Below are 20049 nucleotides of genomic sequence, written 5' to 3'. Positions count from 1 at the left end.
GTCTCTCCTAGAGGAACATCAAGAAATACAGTAAAAATACGTTAACAATCAAGAGAGTGACCCCTGTTGGGATCTGAGCTTTGATCACCGCATTTTTATCTGGCAGCTCCAATAATGCAGCAGGAACAATGTTAAAGTTGGCCGCCATTGGGGTCATTAGAGTACCGCAATAACCTGAGAACATCCCGATAGCGGCCATCACTGCGGGGTTACCACCGTGCTGCAACACTAAAATTGGGATACCAATACCGGCAGTGACAATAGGGAAAGCCGCAAAGGCATTACCCATGATCATGGTTAACACCGCCATGCCAATAGCATAGACTGCCACGGCAATAAGGCGATGATCTACCGCCAGATATTCCTGAGTCAGATGGGCAATCGCCGTCCCAACACCCGCAGTAGTAAACAGCAGGCCGAGCGTCGCCAGAATCTGCGGCAAAATAAATGCCCAGCCGATGGAATCCAGCAAACGCCGCGCTTCTTGCACTGGTTGAGCAGCCGTTTCGCGGGTTAGGAACACCGCAATCAGCAAGCCGAGTACACAGCCGACCGTCATCGAGAATAAGGTCACCAAAGTGGCGTGGTTACCGGCACCAAATAACCACAGATCCAAAGCCGGAATATTATTAAACAGCAGCACGCCGATAACCGTCACCACAGGGATGGTCAGTGCCGGAAGAAACAGCCGGTTACCGAGGCGCTTGGCGCTCACTTCGCGCTCTTGCTCGGTGCGCTGATGATAACTGCCCAGTTTTACCCCGCCGAAACCGGCAATTAGCGCCATAATAATGACCACCACACCGACAGTGATATTGAGAACCCGTTTCTCATCTGGCCCTTCGCCCGCCAAGGTATTTGCCAGGCGGTAAGTCCAATCTCCGACCAGGAAAATCAGCCCGTACAACCCCCAAAACAGCCCGGTTGTCACACGGCGCGGGTTAGCTTTATCGCGAAACGACATCACTGCGACCATCAGCAATACAGCGCCAGCTAGCCAATATAAATATTGTTGTTGGAAAATCATTTGTTGTCTCCCTTGGTTGCCAGGGCAGACTGATTCAACGCGGTTAATTCAGCGGCGAGATGTTTATCTAAACGTTGTAAGCGATAGGCATGAATCAAGAAAGCACAAATCGCCGTCGGGATCCCCCACAGGGCGATATGCAGCGGCTCAGTTTGGATACCACCGGACTCCAGCATAAAGTTATGCATAAAAATGATGGCACCGAAGGCGACAAAAATATCCTCACCAAAGAACAACCCCACGTTATCTGTCGCGGCCGACATGGCGCGCAGACGATAACGTACTTTTTCCGGCAGCTCGCCATAACGGGTTTTCGCCGCCCCTTCCGCCATCGGAGCCAATAGCGGCCGCACCATCTGTGCATGACCGCCGAGGCTGGTTAACCCCAGCGCTGCCGTGGCTTCACGGACAAATAAATACACAATCAATAAGCGGCCAGAAGTGGCACTTTTAATTTGCGAAATCCACGCCTGCGCCCGCTCTTTCAGGCCATGACGCTCCAGCAAGCCAATAACCGCCAACGGCAGTAACAGAATCAGGGGCAGATTACGGGTGTTGAGAAACCCCTCACCCAGTTTTTCTAAAATGGTGGCTATTGGCATCAATGCTGCCACGCCCGTGATGATCCCGGCGCTTATCACCACCAAGACGGCGTTAATGCGCAGTAAAAATCCGATTATAATTGCCGCGATCCCTATCAGCGGCCAAAGGTTGACTGTTTGTTCCAAGATGACGCTCCTGTCATGATATTGAAAATGTTATAGATTTATATCTGTAATGCTATTGCGATCAGGACTGGCGCTTATGATCAAAATAGAGTTTTAATGTCTCTTATTGCGCGGTGATGATGATATTTTGCTGCTGAAAACTGTCACGTAAACGGCGGGCAAAATGCAATGCATGGGCACCATCACCGTGTACACAAACCGTGTCCGCCTGCACCGGCACCCAGTTGCCATCACGCGCCTGCACTTGATGACGTTGCACCATGTCTAAGGTTTGTGACAAAGCCAAATCGTCACTTTCGATCAGCGCATCAGGTTGATTGCGCGGCACCAAGGTGCCATCGCCTTGATAGCGGCGGTCAGCAAATACTTCTTGTCGAGTCACTAAGCCCACTCGCTCACCGGCGCGGATGAGTTCGCTCCCCGCTAATCCCACCAAGCGCAACGACGGGTCGACAGCCTTAACCGCCTGAGCAATAGCCTCTGCCAGTTGCGAATCCAATGCCGCCTGGTTGTACAACATGCCGTGCGGTTTCACATGCTGCATAATCCCCCCTTCGGCTTTCACGATGGCGGCCAGCGCACCCAGTTGGTAAACCACTTGCGCGAAAACTGTCTCGGGCGGTAATTGCATGGCGGTGCGACCAAAATTCTCGCGATCCGGGAAGCTCGGGTGTGCGCCAATAGCGACCCCATACTCCATAGCCCAGCGCACTGATTGGCGCATGGTCTGCGCGTCACCCGCATGAAAACCACAGGCGATATTGGCGGAACTGACTAATTGCAACAGCGCCTGATCATTGGCACAGCCCTCGCCTAAATCTGCATTTAAATCAACTTTCATTTTGCCTCCGTGCATTTAGCTTCCGTGGCATCGAACCCTTGCTGTAAACCCCATTCAATCTGCTGTAGATAATGGCGTTGTTCTGACTTGGCACGAAGTGCCTCTTCGACGCTGCACTGAACAAAATGCACTGACTCCCCAAGTCGAAGTTGCGCCAAATGGTAGAGATCCGCTTCAATCACGCAGGCAATACGCGGGTAACCGCCAGTCGTTTGCGCGTCCGCCATCAACACAATGGGCTGGCCGTTATGCGGCACTTGCACCACGCCGGGCAATAACCCGTGCGACAGCATCTCGCGTGAAGTGGTGCGGGTTAACTCACGCCCCGTCAGGCGATATCCCATCCGATTACTTTGCGGGCTGAGTTGCCAGGCTTCGCGCCAGAAAGCGCCCTGCGCAACATCGTCAAATTCATGATATTCCGGCCCCGGTACCGCGCGCACCCGGTTACCAAATAACATTTGTTTTATACCAACAGATTCACGCGGTAAACGCGTCGGCTGGCCCAATGGCAAGTTGTCGCCCTCTTTAATCAACCGTCCCTGATGACCACCAAAGCCCGCTTTTAAATCTGTACTGCGCGACCCCAAGCATTCCGGCGCATCAATACCGCCGGAAATCGCCAGATAACTACGCATACCATGGTGCGGCACACTGAGTTTTAACTGTTGACCGGGCTTGACCGGGTAACGCCAGCCCGTCCAGAGCAGTTGATCACCCAACATCGCCTCACAGCCCGCGCCAGTGACCGCAATCCAGCCCGGTTGGGTAAATTCAGCCATAAATTGGCCCAATGTAATTTCCAACCCGGCAGCGCCAGCATCATTCCCTACTAGCATATTCGCCATACTCAGCGCCGGTAAGTCGAGCGCACCGCCCTGACTGATACCTAAACGGCGAAAACCGCCGCGGCCACTGTCTTGCACTGTGGTATAAATACCTGCACGAATTATTTTCAGCATACGCCCTCCTTTAAGGGCAGGAAGCGCACATTGTCACCAGGCCGCAATAAGGTTGGCGGCATTTCTAACGGATTAAAGAGCGCCAATGATGTGCGGCCAATAAGCTGCCAGCCACCCGGTGTTGCCAGCGGATAAATACCCGTTTGGCTCCCGCCAATCCCGACTGAACCCGCAGGAACCACCAGCCGTGGCTCAGCGCGCCGTGGTGTTGCCAGTTGTTCCGGCATTCCCCCCAGATATGAAAAGCCCGGTTGGAACCCGAGAAAATAGACGATATAACTCACCCCCGCATGGCACTCAACCACCTGACGCTCAGTCATACCGGTATAACGCGCTACCTCCGCCAAATCAGGCCCAGCCTCACCGCCATAAATAACCGGGATAGTGACATCGCGCGATTCAGGCACTAATGACTCGCTTTCTTCCCACCAGCGTTGCAGCCGTTCAATGGCATCCAACGCGGTATGCTGTGGATCGGTCAGCAATAAAGTCAGGTTATTCATTCCGGGGATAGCTTCCAGAACATCGGGATGATGAATCAGGCGATCAGCTAGCCCCCAAATCCGTTGCTGGCTTATTAATGTGACTGGCGGCTCTAGCTCCAGAACCACCGCACTTTCTCCCAGTAAATAGCATCGAGCTCGTTGCACTCCCGTCCCCTATCGCTTTCGTTTTTATTAGATATATAGCAGTTATAAGAACATATTTATGCGTTAGCACCTAGCCGCTGTCAATAGAACAGAACTAACCCATAGCTACTAACAATGACTAAACCGGGTGAAAAGACCGATATTCATCACTGTAAAAGCTTATTTTTAAGGTTTTTTAACAAAAATAGCGGGAACTGTATTATTTTTTCTTATTTAGAATCAGGGGAAAGCGCGGAGATATTCTTAAAAATTGCCGTTTTATCATTCAAATGCAGCCAGAGGAGTATTTCAAATAGCTGAATAGCCGATAAACCATTTATTTTGTGTGGTTTAATGCTGCGTGATGGAGGGGATATCAACGGCAACTTATGCACCGAGACTGATCGCCGGTGCATAATGCTGCATTAGGTCAAGCGGGGTTAGGGATATCAATAAAGATAACGTCGAGTTGATAATGGGTTGCGAGCCATTCACCTAGCGCTTTAATACCATAGCGCTCGGTTGCATGGTGCCCAGCCGCATAAAAATTCACTCCCATCTCACGGGCGATATGAATAGTTTGCTCAGAAACCTCGCCAGTTATAAATGCATCGACACCAAACTCAGCGGCTTGCTGAATATATCCTTGCCCGCCCCCGCTACACCAGGCGATACGGCGCACATCCGTCGGCGCGTGTTCGCCACAATGTAACACCGGACGCCCCAATAATTTTTCCAATCGCTCACGTAAAATCACAGCATTTAGTGGCGCATCAAATTCACCATACGGCAGCAGAGATTCAATTTCTCCCTCCACCCGAATTCCCAGTAATTTCGCCAGTTGCGCGTTATTGCCTAATTCCGGGTGTGCATCCAGCGGCAAATGGTAGCCATACAGATTGATGTCGTTGATTAATAAGGTTTTCAATCGGTTACGTTTCATTCCCCGCACCACTGCCGGTTCATTTTTCCAGAAATAACCGTGATGCACCAAAATGGCATCCGCCTGCTGCGCCACTGCCGCATCCAGCAGCGCCTGACTGGCCGTGACACCAGTAACAATACGCTTTACCTCCGCCTTTCCTTCAACCTGCAAACCGTTGGGTGCATAGTCTTGAAAAGCTGAGATATTAAGCTGATTATTGAGTAGAGTTTCGAGTTCGGTATTACGCATTTAATCAGTCCCATGAATATATGCTATTAAATAAATTCTATTAAGATATATACCCAAAGTAATTGTAGGTGCAGGTAGGCAGCAAGTGAATAACAAATCGGTCGGGAACCGATTTGAACAGCATTTATGCTAGCCCGTAGGGTGAGCCTCAAGGATGAGGCTCATTAATCCCGATGAGCTTACTCAAGTAAGTGATTCGGGTTTGTGAACGTAGCTAACACCCCTGCGGCTTCAAGTACGAAGGGAATATTTAAAATTTCCGGCTATCACCTTGATCCATAATGATAAAATCAACCCCCATATCATTACCTTGCGTAAGCTCGGCCGCAATCACTTTGCGCACATCCTGGCCCTGTTTGAATGAGGGTTTGATATGGCTAATGACCACCGGTAAGCCTTTTAATGGCTGCCCTTCGCCGCTGTACTTCTCAAGATTCTTCAATTCTTTCAGTAACCACTTGGGGGTCATGTGGCCATACAATTTGCCATCATCCACTTCATTAGGATATGAAACTTCAATAATCATCCCTTTCAACTGCTGCTTTTGGACCTTTTCAGCCAACTTGCGCCACACTGTATCCAGATTTTTTGACTTTTCTATCTCATCCGGGCCGGTATCGCCAAAATAGGCAAAAGCCGCCTTATTGCTGGCGATAATATTGCTGCTAATCAGCAACATAGAAGATGGCGATTTATCATGACTGAGCGGATACATTTCGCCGGTTAAACGGGTTAGTCCTAAGCTTAAAGGCTGATTCGGGCGCACCAGTTGCATGCGATAGGTCCCCAAACGTGTGCCACTGCCACTGTCGGTAAAATTGGGCCAAACACGCCAGTTAAAATAGTAGTTCCGCAATACATCAATAGTATCGGCTGATGCATAAATAGTTTTTTTACTGTCTTCCGGTGAACCAATAATCAGGCCAGATACATGGTCAAGATGGGCATGGCTAATAAAATAGCTGTTGATGCTTTGGCGAAAAACATAACCCTGCCGAGTGAGCGGAGCGGCCTGTTCGGCTGTCACATCAGAAAAATGACCTTTATCTAGCGCCTTGGCTATCCCCGGCAACACCGAACCGGCATCCAACGCCAAATACACTGGCTGGCTATCATCACGAATCAGATAGGAAGTCAGATTGCCATCACTGACACCGCCATCTACCCCCAGAGCCACCACTTCAAACCCTGCCGCCGCCAAGGTGCTATAAAGGCTAAAAGAGAAAACCAATCCGGCGTTAAGCAGCCGGTTACGGCGCTTATTACTGCTGACTTGACTGACAGTTGCTGCCGATTGAGTCGAAATATAAGTCAAAAACATGAAGGCTCCAGGTGATTAGGGATCCTTGCTGCCATCCCGCTTAGCGGCTTCAAATGCCGCGAGTGTAGCCAATCTGGCCTGCTTATGGTCCACCAGCGGTGGTGGGTAATCCAATGGTTGCTGCTGTCGCTCGGCCCAACGCCATGGTTGATGGATATCGCTGTCGGGTACTGCCGCCAACTCAGGTAACCAGCGGCGAATAAAAGCGCCATCTTTATCAAAACGCTCTCCCTGCGTGGTGGGATTAAAGATGCGAAAATAGGGTGCGGCATCAGTCCCGGTTGATGCTGCCCACTGCCAACCGCCATTATTAGCGGCCAAATCACCGTCCAATAATTGCGACATAAAATAGCGTTCGCCGTGCCGCCAGTCGATCAACAAGTCTTTGACCAGAAAACTGGCACTGATCATCCGCAAGCGGTTATGCATCCAACCTGTGGCATTGAGCTGCCGCATTGCTGCATCAACAATAGGATACCCTGTTCGCCCCTGCTGCCAGGCGATTAATTGCTGTTCTGAGTGGTTCCATATTACTGCATCAGTCCAGGTAATAAAGGGATGGTGCTGGCATAACCGAGGATAGGCTACCAGTAAATGACGATAAAATTCACGCCATATCAATTCATTAAGCCAGATAAAGGCCCCACCATCGGCATTCTCCAGCACCTCCGGACATTCAGCGCGTAGGCGATTAACACATTGACGAGGCGAAAGTATTCCCAGCGCCAGATAAGGTGACAGGCAACTGGTGCCCGCAACTGCGGGGAAATCACGTTGCTGCTGATAGTCCGGCGCATCCTCGCGACAAAAACGGCGCAAGCGCTGTAGCGCGGCCTCTTCCCCCGCAGGGAATAGCTGATTATCAACCGGCTGTTGTGGGTAATCGAAAGGAGCCAAGGGTTGCGCGGGGGGCACAACTGCGGTGGCACGGGCTTTCGGTGCCGGAACACTGCGGCAATCACTCATCATTAACCGCTGGATAAATGCACGGCGAAACGGAGTGAAAACTTTATACATTTCATTATTGCCCGTCAGGACAGTGCCCGGCGGCAATAGCACACTGTCATGAAAGCCGTGACAGGCGATAGCGCGTTGACTCAGTAATGTCGTCAATGCCTCATCGCGCACACGTTCATTCAACTCATACTGTTGGTTATAAAACAGCGCATCCACATGCTGTTGCTGACAAAAATCATTCAGCCAGATTATCGAGGCCTTAAAATCATCACACTGATGATAGTGCAGCGGGATTCCCCGTGCGGCGAGCGCATCCTGCAATAATTGCAGATTTTGCAGCAAAAATGCCGCCTGTCGCGGTGCCATGTCATGCGCCGCCCATTGGGCTGGCGTGGCGATAAATACTGCCATTACAATGGATTGTGGATCCTGACATGCCGCGTGTAGCGCCAGATTATCAGTTAGACGTAAATCATTACGGAACCAAATAAGATGTGTAGCCATGCTTTAGCCTTGCGCTGAATAAAACGTAAAATAGTGCTGCCCAGCCAGATAATCATTTGGGAATTCAACCTGATAGGTCGCTATCTGCGCAATCGGCGTGCTGAGAGGCAATTTACCTAAACGATATTGATCAATAAGCTGTGCCAAAGCCTGACGCTGCGCTGAGGTGAGATAAGGCCGAAAATAGCCCTGCACATGCATCAGCACATTAGTGTGGTTAGCCACCGTCGGAGAATGGGACAGTAAATGCAGTAAACGCTGGCGATACTCAGCAGTAAACTCAATCAATGATGGCCATTTATCCATTGCCGCAATAAAAGGTCCAATTTCACGGTATTCCGGTTGTGAATGCGCTAATAACACTAATTTATATCGGCTATGAAACTCCATTAATTTGCCACGGGTAATACCCGCCTCACAGAGGGCATCGAGTTCATCGCGCGCATGGCAATATACAATACTCGGTGTTTGCGACATCTGACTGTTTTGCGGCATTTTATTCTCCATAGCTTTGGCTGTGTTGAACAATTTATTTCATCATAACAGCTGTAGCCAAAGAACCACGGTATTGGTTGATCTCTTTATATAAAAGCACTCTGTGTTCGCAATAAAAAAATGCCACTCAGCATTAGCTGAATGGCATCACGAAATCTTATCTACAACGCGCTATCAATAGGCTTTATCGCTATGACGCACACAGGGTAGTGTTAGCCCACAGCCCAGCTATTTTTTGTTGTATTTGAGTATCCATTTGCCCAATAAAGCTGGATTTTCCATCAGATACAGGGAAGTTGTTCATATTCTGAACCAAGCCATCAATGGCGGAATCTGTCAGGGCCTCATAGCCATGAGGTGAGCCATTGACTCCCTTATCACTCACCACAATCGCGGCGCGTTTACCATTAAAGTAATCATTAAAGGTCACTGAACCCACTCGCTCAAAATCACCTTGTGCCGAATCATCAGCAATTGGCCGTCTGACTAAAATGGTCAAATCATAACCACTGCGCTGGAGCCACAAGTCACGCCAACTGACATTATTAATCAGAATTTTATCTTCGCGACTGATATCAGTAACCGTACAATCAATCACCGATGTGCTGACGACAAAGCTATCAACCCCATCAAGGCCGCTAAATTTGTTCTGATAGCCGCCGAGTTCAAGCATGTCATCACCCTCGCCGCCCAAAAACTCACTGAATTTTGAAATAACGTCGGCAATCAGATGATCATTCCCATCACCGCCCATAATGACGCTTGAGTAACCCATCAATTTTATCGTATCGCTACCTTGATCTCCTGACACGCTATTTTCATTACCAAATACGACACCGTAATCATTGCCTTCCCCTAACTCAGCAACATTATTATTGCCCATAAGAACAACGTAATCCTGACCTTGCTTACCGTCAGTGCGATTATAATGACCGGCGACGACGGCATAATCGTCCCCATCCCCCATGTTGACAGTTCCAGCCTCACCGAAGATAAATGCTTTATCATTACCGGCGCCCAAGTTGGCATGATTTATCCGCCCAGCAAGAACAGCAGTATCATCACCTGCCCCGCCAAACATTGTGTTTTCACGGCCCATCAAGACGCCAGTATCATTGCCCTGACCACCGGTGAAAACGTTGGAAATCCCCATGCCATAGAATGCATCATCTCCCTGCCCACCCCAAAAGTTGTTATTATCGCCAAGATAAGCACCTAAATCGTTACCATGCCCGCCCAGTGTGAAGTTGTAATTCCCCAATGACCAATTCAGGTCGCCATCCCCACGTAGATAACCGCTATTACGCAAGAAATCGAACGTTTTCTCTTCCATATTAAGCAGATCTTGGGCCATATTCTGTTTCAGATTACTGACCCTATCCGCCATTTCAGTTTGCTTGTCTTTATTGAATAACGTAGCAAACAGGTTAGGTAAATTAAGAGAACTGAAACCAAATGCCTGATCTGTACTTTCTGGGGGCTGGGTAGTTCTGGACCCCGATGCATTAACAGTCGCGGTCTCATCTCCTTCATTTGGAGCCTGGTCTTGCAAACCATGAGTTTGGGCGAAAGAGGTAATCGCATTTTCACCCATACTTAAATTCGCTTTTAAGTCATTCAGTAATTTCTGCGGATCACTCAGTGCATTAAGCTTTTCACCACCAAATTCGGCCACAACCTCTATCATTTCTTTTAATATTTTTTCTCCATCGATATCTTCGCCGGTACGGGAAACAATATTACCCGCAGCATCATAATCAACACCAAAAACATCACCTAACGTCATATCACTTTCGACTAATGATAATTTAGCAATTAACTGATTTTGAATCTGCCTTGGCATATCATCAATACTATAAGTCATGGTGGTTTTGACTCTACCCGACCGGGTAACCTGCTGGGTACTGATAGCAAACAACGAACCCAAATTAATATCCATAATCGATTGAATATTACCGCCAAAAGTAAAGTTCCAGTTACTGTTGGTCACAATGATATCGGCCCCTTGACCACCGACTGCAATATTAAAGACCATAGTGTCATTTAACTTACGCAACTTATCTGCTTTGGTTGTTTTTACCTGATGGCTATCTTCTGTAGTAGATGGCTTTCCTAACCATTGGTTATATTTCTTATTCAATGTCGCATTAATATCACTTTTTAGGCCACGTCCACTACGAATAAGTTGAGAATCTATTTCAATCAAACTGTGATATTCCACATTACTGGTACTGTCCAATGCAGATAAGTCGTTGAGATATTGTTTCGCACCAGAGAAGGTCCACTGCTGTGCTTGGGCCTGCAACCAATCACCACCATACCCTTCAGTAGCAATATTCTCTAATGCAACGCAGATTCGTGTCGCACCATCAAATGGATTAACTAATGGTGGGGATAGCACGGTTTTTTCTGTCATAAATATCAAGTCATTACTGTGACCATAATTAAAACTAATATTGCGAGACCCCATAAATGCTTGTACGCCTTCAAAGGCCTGATAACCGCCAATATTAACGCTGTGTTTACTCATACCATCACCAATATGGATCATGATATTATTATCACCAAACGCTAAGGTTTTAAATCCACCATGACCGACTTTTATACCCAGATTTGAGGTACCCCAATTGATCGAGGTAAATTCATCATCACCAATCTGAATATTTATATTACCAGCGTAACTTACCGCCTGATCATTATCAGTAGATGGGGCTACAGTATCAATCCTTTGTTTCCTTTCTGGCGGGGAAAACTCTTCTGTATTACGACCAATAGCGCCACTTGCGGGTGAATCAATATCCTTAGCACCAACGCGATGAATATCGATTTCAGCCAAGTGCACATTGTTATTGACTTTTTCTGTAATACTTTCTATTTGCCCCTCACTGTTCAGCCGTAATATGACTTTATCACTACCCACTTTGTGTTTTAAGTTGCCATTATCATCCAGTGTAACTTTACGCCCTTGCTCATTAACAAGGACTCGAGTATTTCGTGCTGCAACATCAGCTTTAATGCCTTGCTGGCCTAATTCCGTAATAAATTGTCGGGCAAAACCTTGCTGTCTGCTTTTATCTACCAGTGAACATCCTACCAGGCTAATATAGTTTGGCGTGCTTTTGATATGGTAATCATTATTGAGTTTATCTTTAAAACGTTTCATTCTGCTGGCTAATTCAGTAGCAGAGACATTAGCCATGGTTTGATTATCTTGACCATTTTTGCCATCACGCCCATGGCCAACTAACTGCCAACGAAGATGACCTTGTAATGAAGCAGGATCGCCCGCTACCACTCGGTACTGCCCATCTGAATCAAGCTGAACCAAAATAGAACCTGGATGTTTGGCCGCTAAATTAACCGCCGCTTCAGCGACAATAGGGTCGTTTTCTAATTGAACAATAATTTGGGAATGGTATCGGCTGCCGTCATTCACTTGATCTTCCGTCACCGGTCTGTTATACGATTCGTTGATTTTTAGTGGGTTATACTCACCATCACCCAAAGTTTTTAAGCGGGATAATGGTACGGTTAGTACATCTTCTGCTTGCCCCAAAGGATCATTATTAACGAAGCGAACACTATCTTGATCCGCAATCATAAGTAAGTGTCTATTGCCCTTCAGTTTATTTATCTTACTAACGTAAGGCGTTAGTTTATTGGTGGCACTGACAATATCAGATTCCTGCACCTTAATACTGTGGGTGAAATTATTGTTTTTATCTGATAATTCAATCGTAATTGAGGTTATACTATCATTATTTTTAGCATCTTTACCTGTGGTAAAGTCAATAACCTTCCCATTAGTTTTCTTATCGAATTTAAATACATCCCCTGAATTTTTAAACTCATTGATTATAAATGTATCCTTACCTCTGCGCCGCAAATCCCAAACACCCTCAATTTTTTTAATTTCTTTATCTGATGTAAATATATTAAATTCTAAAGCAAAAAGCTGATCTTTTCTCCCACTCGGCTCATATGAGTTTCTATTCTTTGTAAAGCCATCCATAAATTCTTTAAATGATTTATAATCATGAAATGAAACACCACCATAATTAGGTTCGAAGAACGACCAGATATGGCCACCTTCCTTCTTATGGATAGCAATAGACATAGCATGATCTTTTGATTGTATTGCAACAAATGTATCTTCTGTCGGATTCTCCAACCTCCCCATCGTGTCTACATAGCCTTCTTTAGATGGATTAAGAGCGTCATTTATATTCACTGATTTTAATCCATATCTCGCTAGCTCCCCACCATAATCATTATTAGCTTCGATATTTTGAAGTTTAAACTGCTCAACCATCCGATCAGATATTTCCGCAGAACTTGCGGTCTCGCCGAAATAGCTTAATATTTTTTCATCAAAACCTGGTTTTTTTGTTAAACCATATGGGGCCATAAATTTATTCAAATCACCAAGGTGTTTTTTAGTATTAACCTTGTCATTTTTATGCTCTTTCTCGAAATTATATATCTCATCAATAATCTCGGCACTTGAGTAGAAAGACTGACTGTCTTGCAACTTTAAAGTACTGACTAAATCCATATCACGCGTTTTTTTATCATAACTGAGAGAAAATCTATTATATGTGTTTCTAACATCACTATTAATGATATCCTTAGCATTTTTAGAATTCACCTTATTCAGGTTTTCAATGTAAGAAAAATAGTCTTTCGCTCCCTCCGGACCATAATTACGAACTGCTATTATATGTTTGGCTGACAATCCGAAACAAACGCCTGACCACATACCCATTGCACTTTTAACCTTTCCATGAGTTACATGCTGTTTACTTAGTTTAAGAATAGTCATCTTGCTAGGAAATAATATTGCCGAAGTTTGTGAGAAATCAAAAGATAGTGCTTTATCATTTTTGTGATGACTGTATTTTCCCATCCCTTGCTTACGAAACCAATTCATCAAAAACGAATGGTTAACTATATCTGGATAATCCGTATTGCTCTTTGCCGTCGCAACTAATGACTGCTCCCTTAATTTTGACTGACCTGTAGTAAGACCCTCTTCTACCGCCGAACTATTGGATATTTCATTGGTAATTCTCCCATCAGCGGGAGCCAAAGGTTGTCTATCAGGAATGAAACTTTCATCAGGAGAAATAGAAGCATCAGAGACCTCTTTAACATCGGTATGGTAGGCTTTTTGGCTTTGATTCAGACCGCTGCCCCCAGCCTCCCGCCTATTTTTGGGTGTATCGCTTTCACTACGTTTAACACTTTTAGCCTCTCTTGCCGCAGCATCCGCCTCGTTATTAGCCTCTTTAAGATGGCCCTCACCACAGCTTTCAGCGGTAACGACATCTTCCTGAGCCTTTCTATTTGCTTCATTAGCCTTTGTGTTCTGTTGCTGAGCCTCTGTTTTTCTTTTCTCTGTTTCTAACTCAGCAGTGGCTTTTGCGACATCTGCTTTATTTTTATCCTGCTCACCTTTTGCTAATGCAGACTCAGACTGAGCAATCGCGTCATTCATCGTAGATTTGTACTCATTAGCTTTAGCTTGAGACTTATCTAAATTATCATGCGCAGTTTTTAAAGATTCGCCGAGTTTCTCGTTTACGTCCTTTAATAGAGTTTCAGCAAAGTGTTGTCGATAACTCTCTCCCGTTTCTGTATTTTCATCAACAGAAATACCTTTAATGCTCTTACCTATTCTTTTCTGCTCAGTTAATAATTCATTTGCCTGTTGCTCCATTTGTTGCTGGTAATCTGCACCAGTGGCTGCTAAAGCCGCTTTATCAGCACCCTCTATCTGCGACTGGATAACAGACGCATTTTCAGTCTGCTTATCCTTATATCGCTGGAACTGTTCAGCATCGTCCTCTGCCCGAGCCTTATCTCCACCAACTTTTTTCTCAATTTCAGAATGAGTTTCAGAGTGCTGAACATCGTCTTTTATTGACGTATCATCAGAACCACCTAACGCCTTTGATGCATTATTTCTTGTACTTTCTAAGTTGGGTGCATCTATATTAGTCACATTATCGCTTTTAGCATTAAAATCATAAGCTGCACTTTCAGACTCAAAACTACTACTGACCGCAGTCTCATTTAAGTTGAAACCATTAAGATTATTGACCTCTGGTAAATTAAAGCCACCATGGCCATTTCTGAATCCGGTCGTCTGCCCTTCATTGCCATTAACCAGATAGTCAATCGCCTGGCTACCTGACCGACCCAGCAGATTTTGTTTTATGTTACCAAACAATGCTGATAATTTATTGCTCTGTGTATTACTGGATGCTACAGATAAACTATAATAATCTCCATTACCCACTTTGATAGAGACATTATTACGTCCATAGATTGCGACTACAGATAAACCATCGCCAACATTGATATTAGCATTGGCTTGACCTTTCATCACCGCAACATTTAATCCATCACCAACTTTGGTGTTAACATTATATTTACCCCAAGCAACATTAACTGAAGTACCATCACCTATTTTAGTATTGATATTGGTATCACCATAAACAGCGGTAACATTTAACCCATCACCAATATCTGTCGTGATATTAATCTTCCCTTTAGCAACGGTTATTGTATTGCTATCGCCGACAGTAGTAGCGATATTATTATCTGCCCATAATACATTGTAGACATCTCCATCACCTACTTTCATCACAATATTATTATTGGCCTTCGCCACTACCACACTGTTGCCGCTACCGACAGCAGTAATAATATTCTGCTTACCCCATGCAAAAGTATAGTTATCAATATCCCCTATAGCACTAACAATATTAGCATCACCTTTTGTTATAGTGACTTCCTGACCATTTCCTACTCTAGTAATAACATTACCTTTACCTTTGACAAAATTATATCGATCGCCATCGCCAACCTGAGTAATAACATTCAGTTCTCCCCACACTGCATTGATGCCAGTACCATTACCTATTTTTGTAATGATATTTCCTTTCCCTTTAGCAATGCCAATGGTCATACCATTACCAATATGGGTCATAATATTGCCAGTTTGGGATATTAATAAACCAATAGTAGTATCATTACCCACTTTAGTGAGAATATTACCTTTTCCGTGTAATACAACCGCGGTTATTCCTGTTCCCACATGAGTGATAACATTCCCATCCGCTTTTGCCAAAATACCCATAAAACCATCGCCGACTTTGGTAATGATGTTCCCTTTAGCTAAGGCTATTCCGCCAGTAATACCGTTACCAATATGGGTCATGATATTCGCTTTGCCGACCATAATGGCGAGTGCAGTTCCATCACTAACCTTGGTCATTACATTTAGCTTACCAATGAAAACCCCGATACCTATAGATTCACTTTTATGATTATTTATCTGAGAATAAACATTTATATTTCCGACCATGACGGCAACAGTCAGCCCGGAACCTACCTTGGTAAATATATTTGCCTTTCCGATCATTAACGCAAAGGTTTCTCCATGACCAATGTGGGTCATCACATTAGCAATACTGATCATCGCCGCTAATGTCACACCATCACCAACTTTAGTGAGAATATTCCCCCCCTTGGCCAGCATTAAAGCAAATGTTTGGCCATTACCTACTTGGGTTAGAATATTTCCTTTGGCAATCATTAACGCTAAAAGATCACCATCACCGACTTTAGTTATCACATTTCCTAAAGCAGCCATTAATACATAGGTATTACCATCCCCTATATGAGTCATAATATTACCGGCGGCAAGCATAGCTGCAATCGTGGTTCCATCACCTACTTTAGTATAGATATTTCCACCGCCAGCCATCACACCTAAAGTCTGGCCATCCCCCACATGAGTAAATATATTCCCTAAGCCAAACATAATACCGTTAGCGCTGCCATTGCCTACTTTGGTTAGAATATTCCCGCCACCTAACATGATAGCATTGGTGTTCCCGCCACCAATATGGGTTAATACATTCAAGCCGCCAGCCAGAATAGCTCGCATATCTCCACGGCCTTTTTTAGTCACGATATTTGCCGCCGCTACAGCAATAACAGTTGTCCTGGCATGGTGTTCATCATCACTAATATGGGTGATGATATTCCCCAAGCCAAGAGCAATAATGGTCAAATCCCCCTGACCCATGCTGGTTAGCACATTGCCACCACCACCGACGACAGAAAACAGTGACCCTTGTCCTTTTTTGGTCAGCACATTTAAACCGCCAGCAGCAATCCAGAAAGCCTCTCCATCGCCAATTTGAGTATGCGTATTTAATCCACCTAGCATCTTCACAATACTATTTCCATCACCACTGTGGACAGAAATATTACCTAAAGCGATCAGTGTGACATCATATTGACCATTACCTAGACGCACCATGACATTAACTGCACCACCAGCATTAACTTTCATGTCCCCTTTTTGACTTTTATGCACTAATACATTAGCCAGCCCACCGCCGTTAAATATCAGGTTGCCCTCACAGCCACTCTTAACAATAATATTGGCTATCCCACCACCGGTAAAATCGGTATTACCTTTAACTGCTGCATGGGTGATGATATTTGCTGCACCGCCACCTGTAAAAGTAACATTTCCAGTAACAACATCAGACTCGATAACATTGGCAATACCTCCCCCTTCAAAGTTTATATCATCACTTGAGTTAATTAAGTTCATATTTGTGATATTTGCTACTGCATTAGGTTTTAGTCTATTTAATTGTTTATCTACCATAACCTCTTTATTAATATTAAATGAAATACTGTCAATAGTCGGTACATTGGCCGTGTTCACAACGCGTCTATACCGACCAATATTAGCAGAGCCAGTACGTTCTACTAATCCATCAGGAATTTTATTTATTTTAGCGTTGGGAGTATAAATCCGTCCTTTTCGTACGGAACGTTGATAAGGTATAATTTTCATTCCCTGACAGGGTGTCAATATCGTCTCATCGTCAATATTGACACGCGTATAAGCATCACTTATTACAATTTCATAAATATAATCTCTACTCACAAAATAATAAGCACCTGGCTTACCTGTTGATTTAATTGCCGAGAGTGAGTTACCATCTGAAAGCTTAATTGCATTTAATGTTAAATTATCCTTTTTTAAAAGTAGTTCATTTTTATATTTCAACAGTATGCTGTCTCCTCCAAACCATTCTTTCGACAGCTCACCTGAATACTCATTTTTTATCTTTGTTGCTTTAAAATTATAATTAATATCAACCAAATCATTCAAGCCATAACCATCTCCAGAAGTTCTATACCACCTGTTTGATATTATATCAAACGAAAATATAGTTGTAGTTTTTTTAGTTTTTACATCTCCTGTTTTTTTATCCTGAAATAGGTACACTTTAGTCAAAGCTTTAAAATCATCACCAGCATGGTGATACCTGTGTACATATAAATAGTAACCCTCCTTTTTTACAGCACTAACTTTACCGGTGCTAATACCAAGCGTTTCATTTTCAAAGCGAGCATCCCCTAAAACAATATCGTCTAATGTTAACTTGCCATTAGTACCATAGCCTTTTGATTTACGAGTAATCTTATTATATGCACCTATAGCGAAAACATTCATGCTGCCACTGTTTCCAGTGTGGTTTATAATATTAGCACCAGAAACTACAGTGGCATCAATATTACCGTCTCCCTCCTTAATGATATTCATTGCCCCTGTGCCACCGTTCACGGTTAACTTCCCCGTAGTATCTAAAACCTCCAGATATGCTGCTCCTCCTTTTATCGTATCATCACCGCTCCCAGTTTCGACCTTTGCAGCAATAGATCCGACGAAAATATCATCATCTCCGCCACGGGCATATATCACTCCACCAAGACCGATCGCATCAATATCATTATTACTATCATCGCCATTATAAACACCGGTAAAAAAATACTCTGCACTTCGATTAGATGCTTTACTCATGGAATATCCTTATTAAGTTAAATTTTAAACCATTGGATTTTGGGTTTATCTGAAGAACATTGTTTATTGAGTTGCCCCCGGATAGCACACACCCTTTCTCCCTTTCTGGAAGAATGTATATTCCTGCGCAAATCAGTTACCATCATTTTTGCATGACCGTAAGGGGCTATCATTTCTGGGAAAAACATATTACTGCCAGACTGCCAATCTTCTTTTCTAATATCACGCTCACCTGAAAGTATTTCGTTCATGTTTTTTTCAGATAAAAACGCCCAATTGCAAAATGCAAGTGGGTTACCCTGTTCATCTTCATAATAACGAAATTGATTTAATATAATCGCCGGGTAAATCTGCTGAAACCATTCCGAAACAAAATAAGCTCTATGCAGCGGAGAACGCTGCGTTAACAGCATTACTCCACCCATTATTTTTTGTATTTCGGATGATTCTAGCGATGTGAATTTATTTTTTATCACTACCAACCACCAACCTATTATTCCATTAACTTATATTTTATTTTTTAGTGTTTTTTCTCCGTCACTTTTAATTTCATCATTACCTTCCCCATCACCACTAAGTGGTAATAAGTTGGCATTAATCATATTGTCAATTTCCTGCTGCATTCGAGGATCTTCTAGCATATTCTTTACCATTGATACCATATACATAAAACCGGATGCTGGCATATGTACAACTTGTTTTAACTCAAGTTCGCTATCGTTTTTAGCCGCCATGCCCTTTGCCATTTGCTGCTGATTTTGACTAACAAAATAGAGTGAAAAAACACCTTTGTTATAATTGACTAACGATGTTGTCTGTACGTAAATCTCCATATTATCTCCATATACAATTAATAGCTAACCATGCTTAGCAGATTTATGCTGCATCATAAAGAATGGTAATTGAATTAAAATCAAATAAATAATAATGATATTAATAAAATATAAGCACTTTAATTGCGAATGAATTCGAATTAAGAATTGGTTTATAATATGGGTTGGTCATTATTTAATGCTGAAAGAGTGCATCAATGAAAAGGCCCGTGAACACATCATGTTCACGGGCCTTGTGTTGAACTATTCTTTTAGATCAATAAAAATCTTGCGGCGCCATTTCAGACTGTGCCAGCCAGACGGGTTTATCACTGGTTTTGAGCCAGACACGGTGCAGATAGCTATAGAAGCGGGCGCGGTCTTTGCGGAAAAGCATCACTGGCAGCGCCAATAACCCCATCAGAATCACTGCGATACGACGCAAGATAACCTGATGCAATGGGTATGCGTTGTACATGGACATAATAACCCTCCTTTAAAACGCCTTTATGTAACCGCTAGCCCTAATTCGCAGAGGGCCGATTACCGCGTGGCGTTGAAAGTAAAATAAACAAAATTGGTAACTGGACAAAATTTTACCGCATTGATTGAAAGTTTACCACTCATCCGACCACTGAATCATGTAAAAAGCACAAAAAAACCACCAATTCTGTAATTTTGTTACAGGTAAGTTAATTTAA

The 20049-nt window shown here is 44.2% G+C and carries 13 protein-coding genes; all 13 read right to left on the bottom strand.

Annotated elements, in window-relative coordinates:
* Positions 1 to 7 precede the first annotated feature (7 nt).
* Positions 8 to 1027: a DUF979 domain-containing protein gene (locus tag OP863_RS06575; RefSeq protein ID WP_038634671.1), complete on the bottom strand. Its 1020-nt coding sequence runs from the start codon at positions 1025 to 1027 to the stop codon at positions 8 to 10.
* A complete protein-coding gene (locus OP863_RS06570; protein ID WP_038634673.1) occupies positions 1024 to 1755 on the bottom strand; it encodes a DUF969 domain-containing protein in 732 nt (243 codons plus the stop codon). Before OP863_RS06570 ends, OP863_RS06575 begins: the two co-directional genes overlap by 4 nt.
* 103 nt (positions 1756 to 1858) lie before the next feature.
* Positions 1859 to 2596, bottom strand: a complete 738-nt coding sequence (gene pxpA, locus OP863_RS06565) for a 5-oxoprolinase subunit PxpA (RefSeq protein ID WP_038634675.1) — start codon at positions 2594 to 2596, stop codon at positions 1859 to 1861.
* Complete coding sequence (gene pxpC / locus OP863_RS06560) at positions 2593 to 3558, bottom strand: 5-oxoprolinase subunit PxpC (protein WP_145588597.1); 966 nt, start codon at positions 3556 to 3558, stop codon at positions 2593 to 2595. Before pxpC ends, pxpA begins: the two co-directional genes overlap by 4 nt.
* Positions 3552 to 4208 (bottom strand): 5-oxoprolinase subunit PxpB, encoded by a 657-nt coding sequence (gene pxpB / locus OP863_RS06555; protein WP_145588595.1) that lies wholly within the window; start codon positions 4206 to 4208, stop codon positions 3552 to 3554. The genes pxpC and pxpB overlap by 7 nt, the downstream gene beginning before the upstream one ends.
* A 409-nt stretch (positions 4209 to 4617) precedes the next feature.
* Positions 4618 to 5361, bottom strand: a complete 744-nt coding sequence (locus tag OP863_RS06550; protein ID WP_050291439.1) for a type 2 GTP cyclohydrolase I — start codon at positions 5359 to 5361, stop codon at positions 4618 to 4620.
* A gap of 250 nt (positions 5362 to 5611) precedes the next feature.
* Positions 5612 to 6682 (bottom strand): MBL fold metallo-hydrolase, encoded by a 1071-nt coding sequence (locus OP863_RS06545; RefSeq protein ID WP_186368294.1) that lies wholly within the window; start codon positions 6680 to 6682, stop codon positions 5612 to 5614.
* A gap of 15 nt (positions 6683 to 6697) precedes the next feature.
* Positions 6698 to 8143: a deoxyribodipyrimidine photo-lyase gene (gene phrB / locus OP863_RS06540; RefSeq protein WP_265526001.1), complete on the bottom strand. Its 1446-nt coding sequence runs from the start codon at positions 8141 to 8143 to the stop codon at positions 6698 to 6700.
* Positions 8144 to 8146: 3 nt separating this feature from the next.
* On the bottom strand, positions 8147 to 8638 hold the full coding sequence (locus OP863_RS06535) for a YbgA family protein (RefSeq protein WP_072089022.1): 492 nt from the start codon (positions 8636 to 8638) through the stop codon (positions 8147 to 8149).
* A 190-nt stretch (positions 8639 to 8828) separates the two neighbouring features.
* Positions 8829 to 18536 carry an MARTX multifunctional-autoprocessing repeats-in-toxin holotoxin RtxA gene (rtxA, locus tag OP863_RS06530; RefSeq protein WP_265526000.1) on the bottom strand — a complete coding sequence of 3236 codons (9708 nt, stop codon included), beginning with the start codon at positions 18534 to 18536 and terminating at the stop codon, positions 8829 to 8831.
* A gap of 17 nt (positions 18537 to 18553) precedes the next feature.
* Positions 18554 to 19012: a toxin-activating lysine-acyltransferase gene (locus tag OP863_RS06525; RefSeq protein ID WP_265525999.1), complete on the bottom strand. Its 459-nt coding sequence runs from the start codon at positions 19010 to 19012 to the stop codon at positions 18554 to 18556.
* 30 nt (positions 19013 to 19042) lie between these two features.
* A complete protein-coding gene (locus tag OP863_RS06520; protein ID WP_265525998.1) occupies positions 19043 to 19369 on the bottom strand; it encodes a peptide chain release factor 1 in 327 nt (108 codons plus the stop codon).
* A gap of 256 nt (positions 19370 to 19625) precedes the next feature.
* Positions 19626 to 19832, bottom strand: a complete 207-nt coding sequence (locus OP863_RS06515) for a YbfA family protein (protein ID WP_038634697.1) — start codon at positions 19830 to 19832, stop codon at positions 19626 to 19628.
* Positions 19833 to 20049 lie beyond the last annotated feature (217 nt).

Source organism: Yersinia sp. SCPM-O-B-9106 (C-191) (assembly GCF_026183365.1).
GTDB classification, from domain to species: Bacteria; Pseudomonadota; Gammaproteobacteria; order Enterobacterales; family Enterobacteriaceae; genus Yersinia; species Yersinia rochesterensis.
The sequence above is the reverse complement of the archived record's forward strand: the minus strand, read 5'-3'. Positions and strand labels throughout refer to the sequence as shown.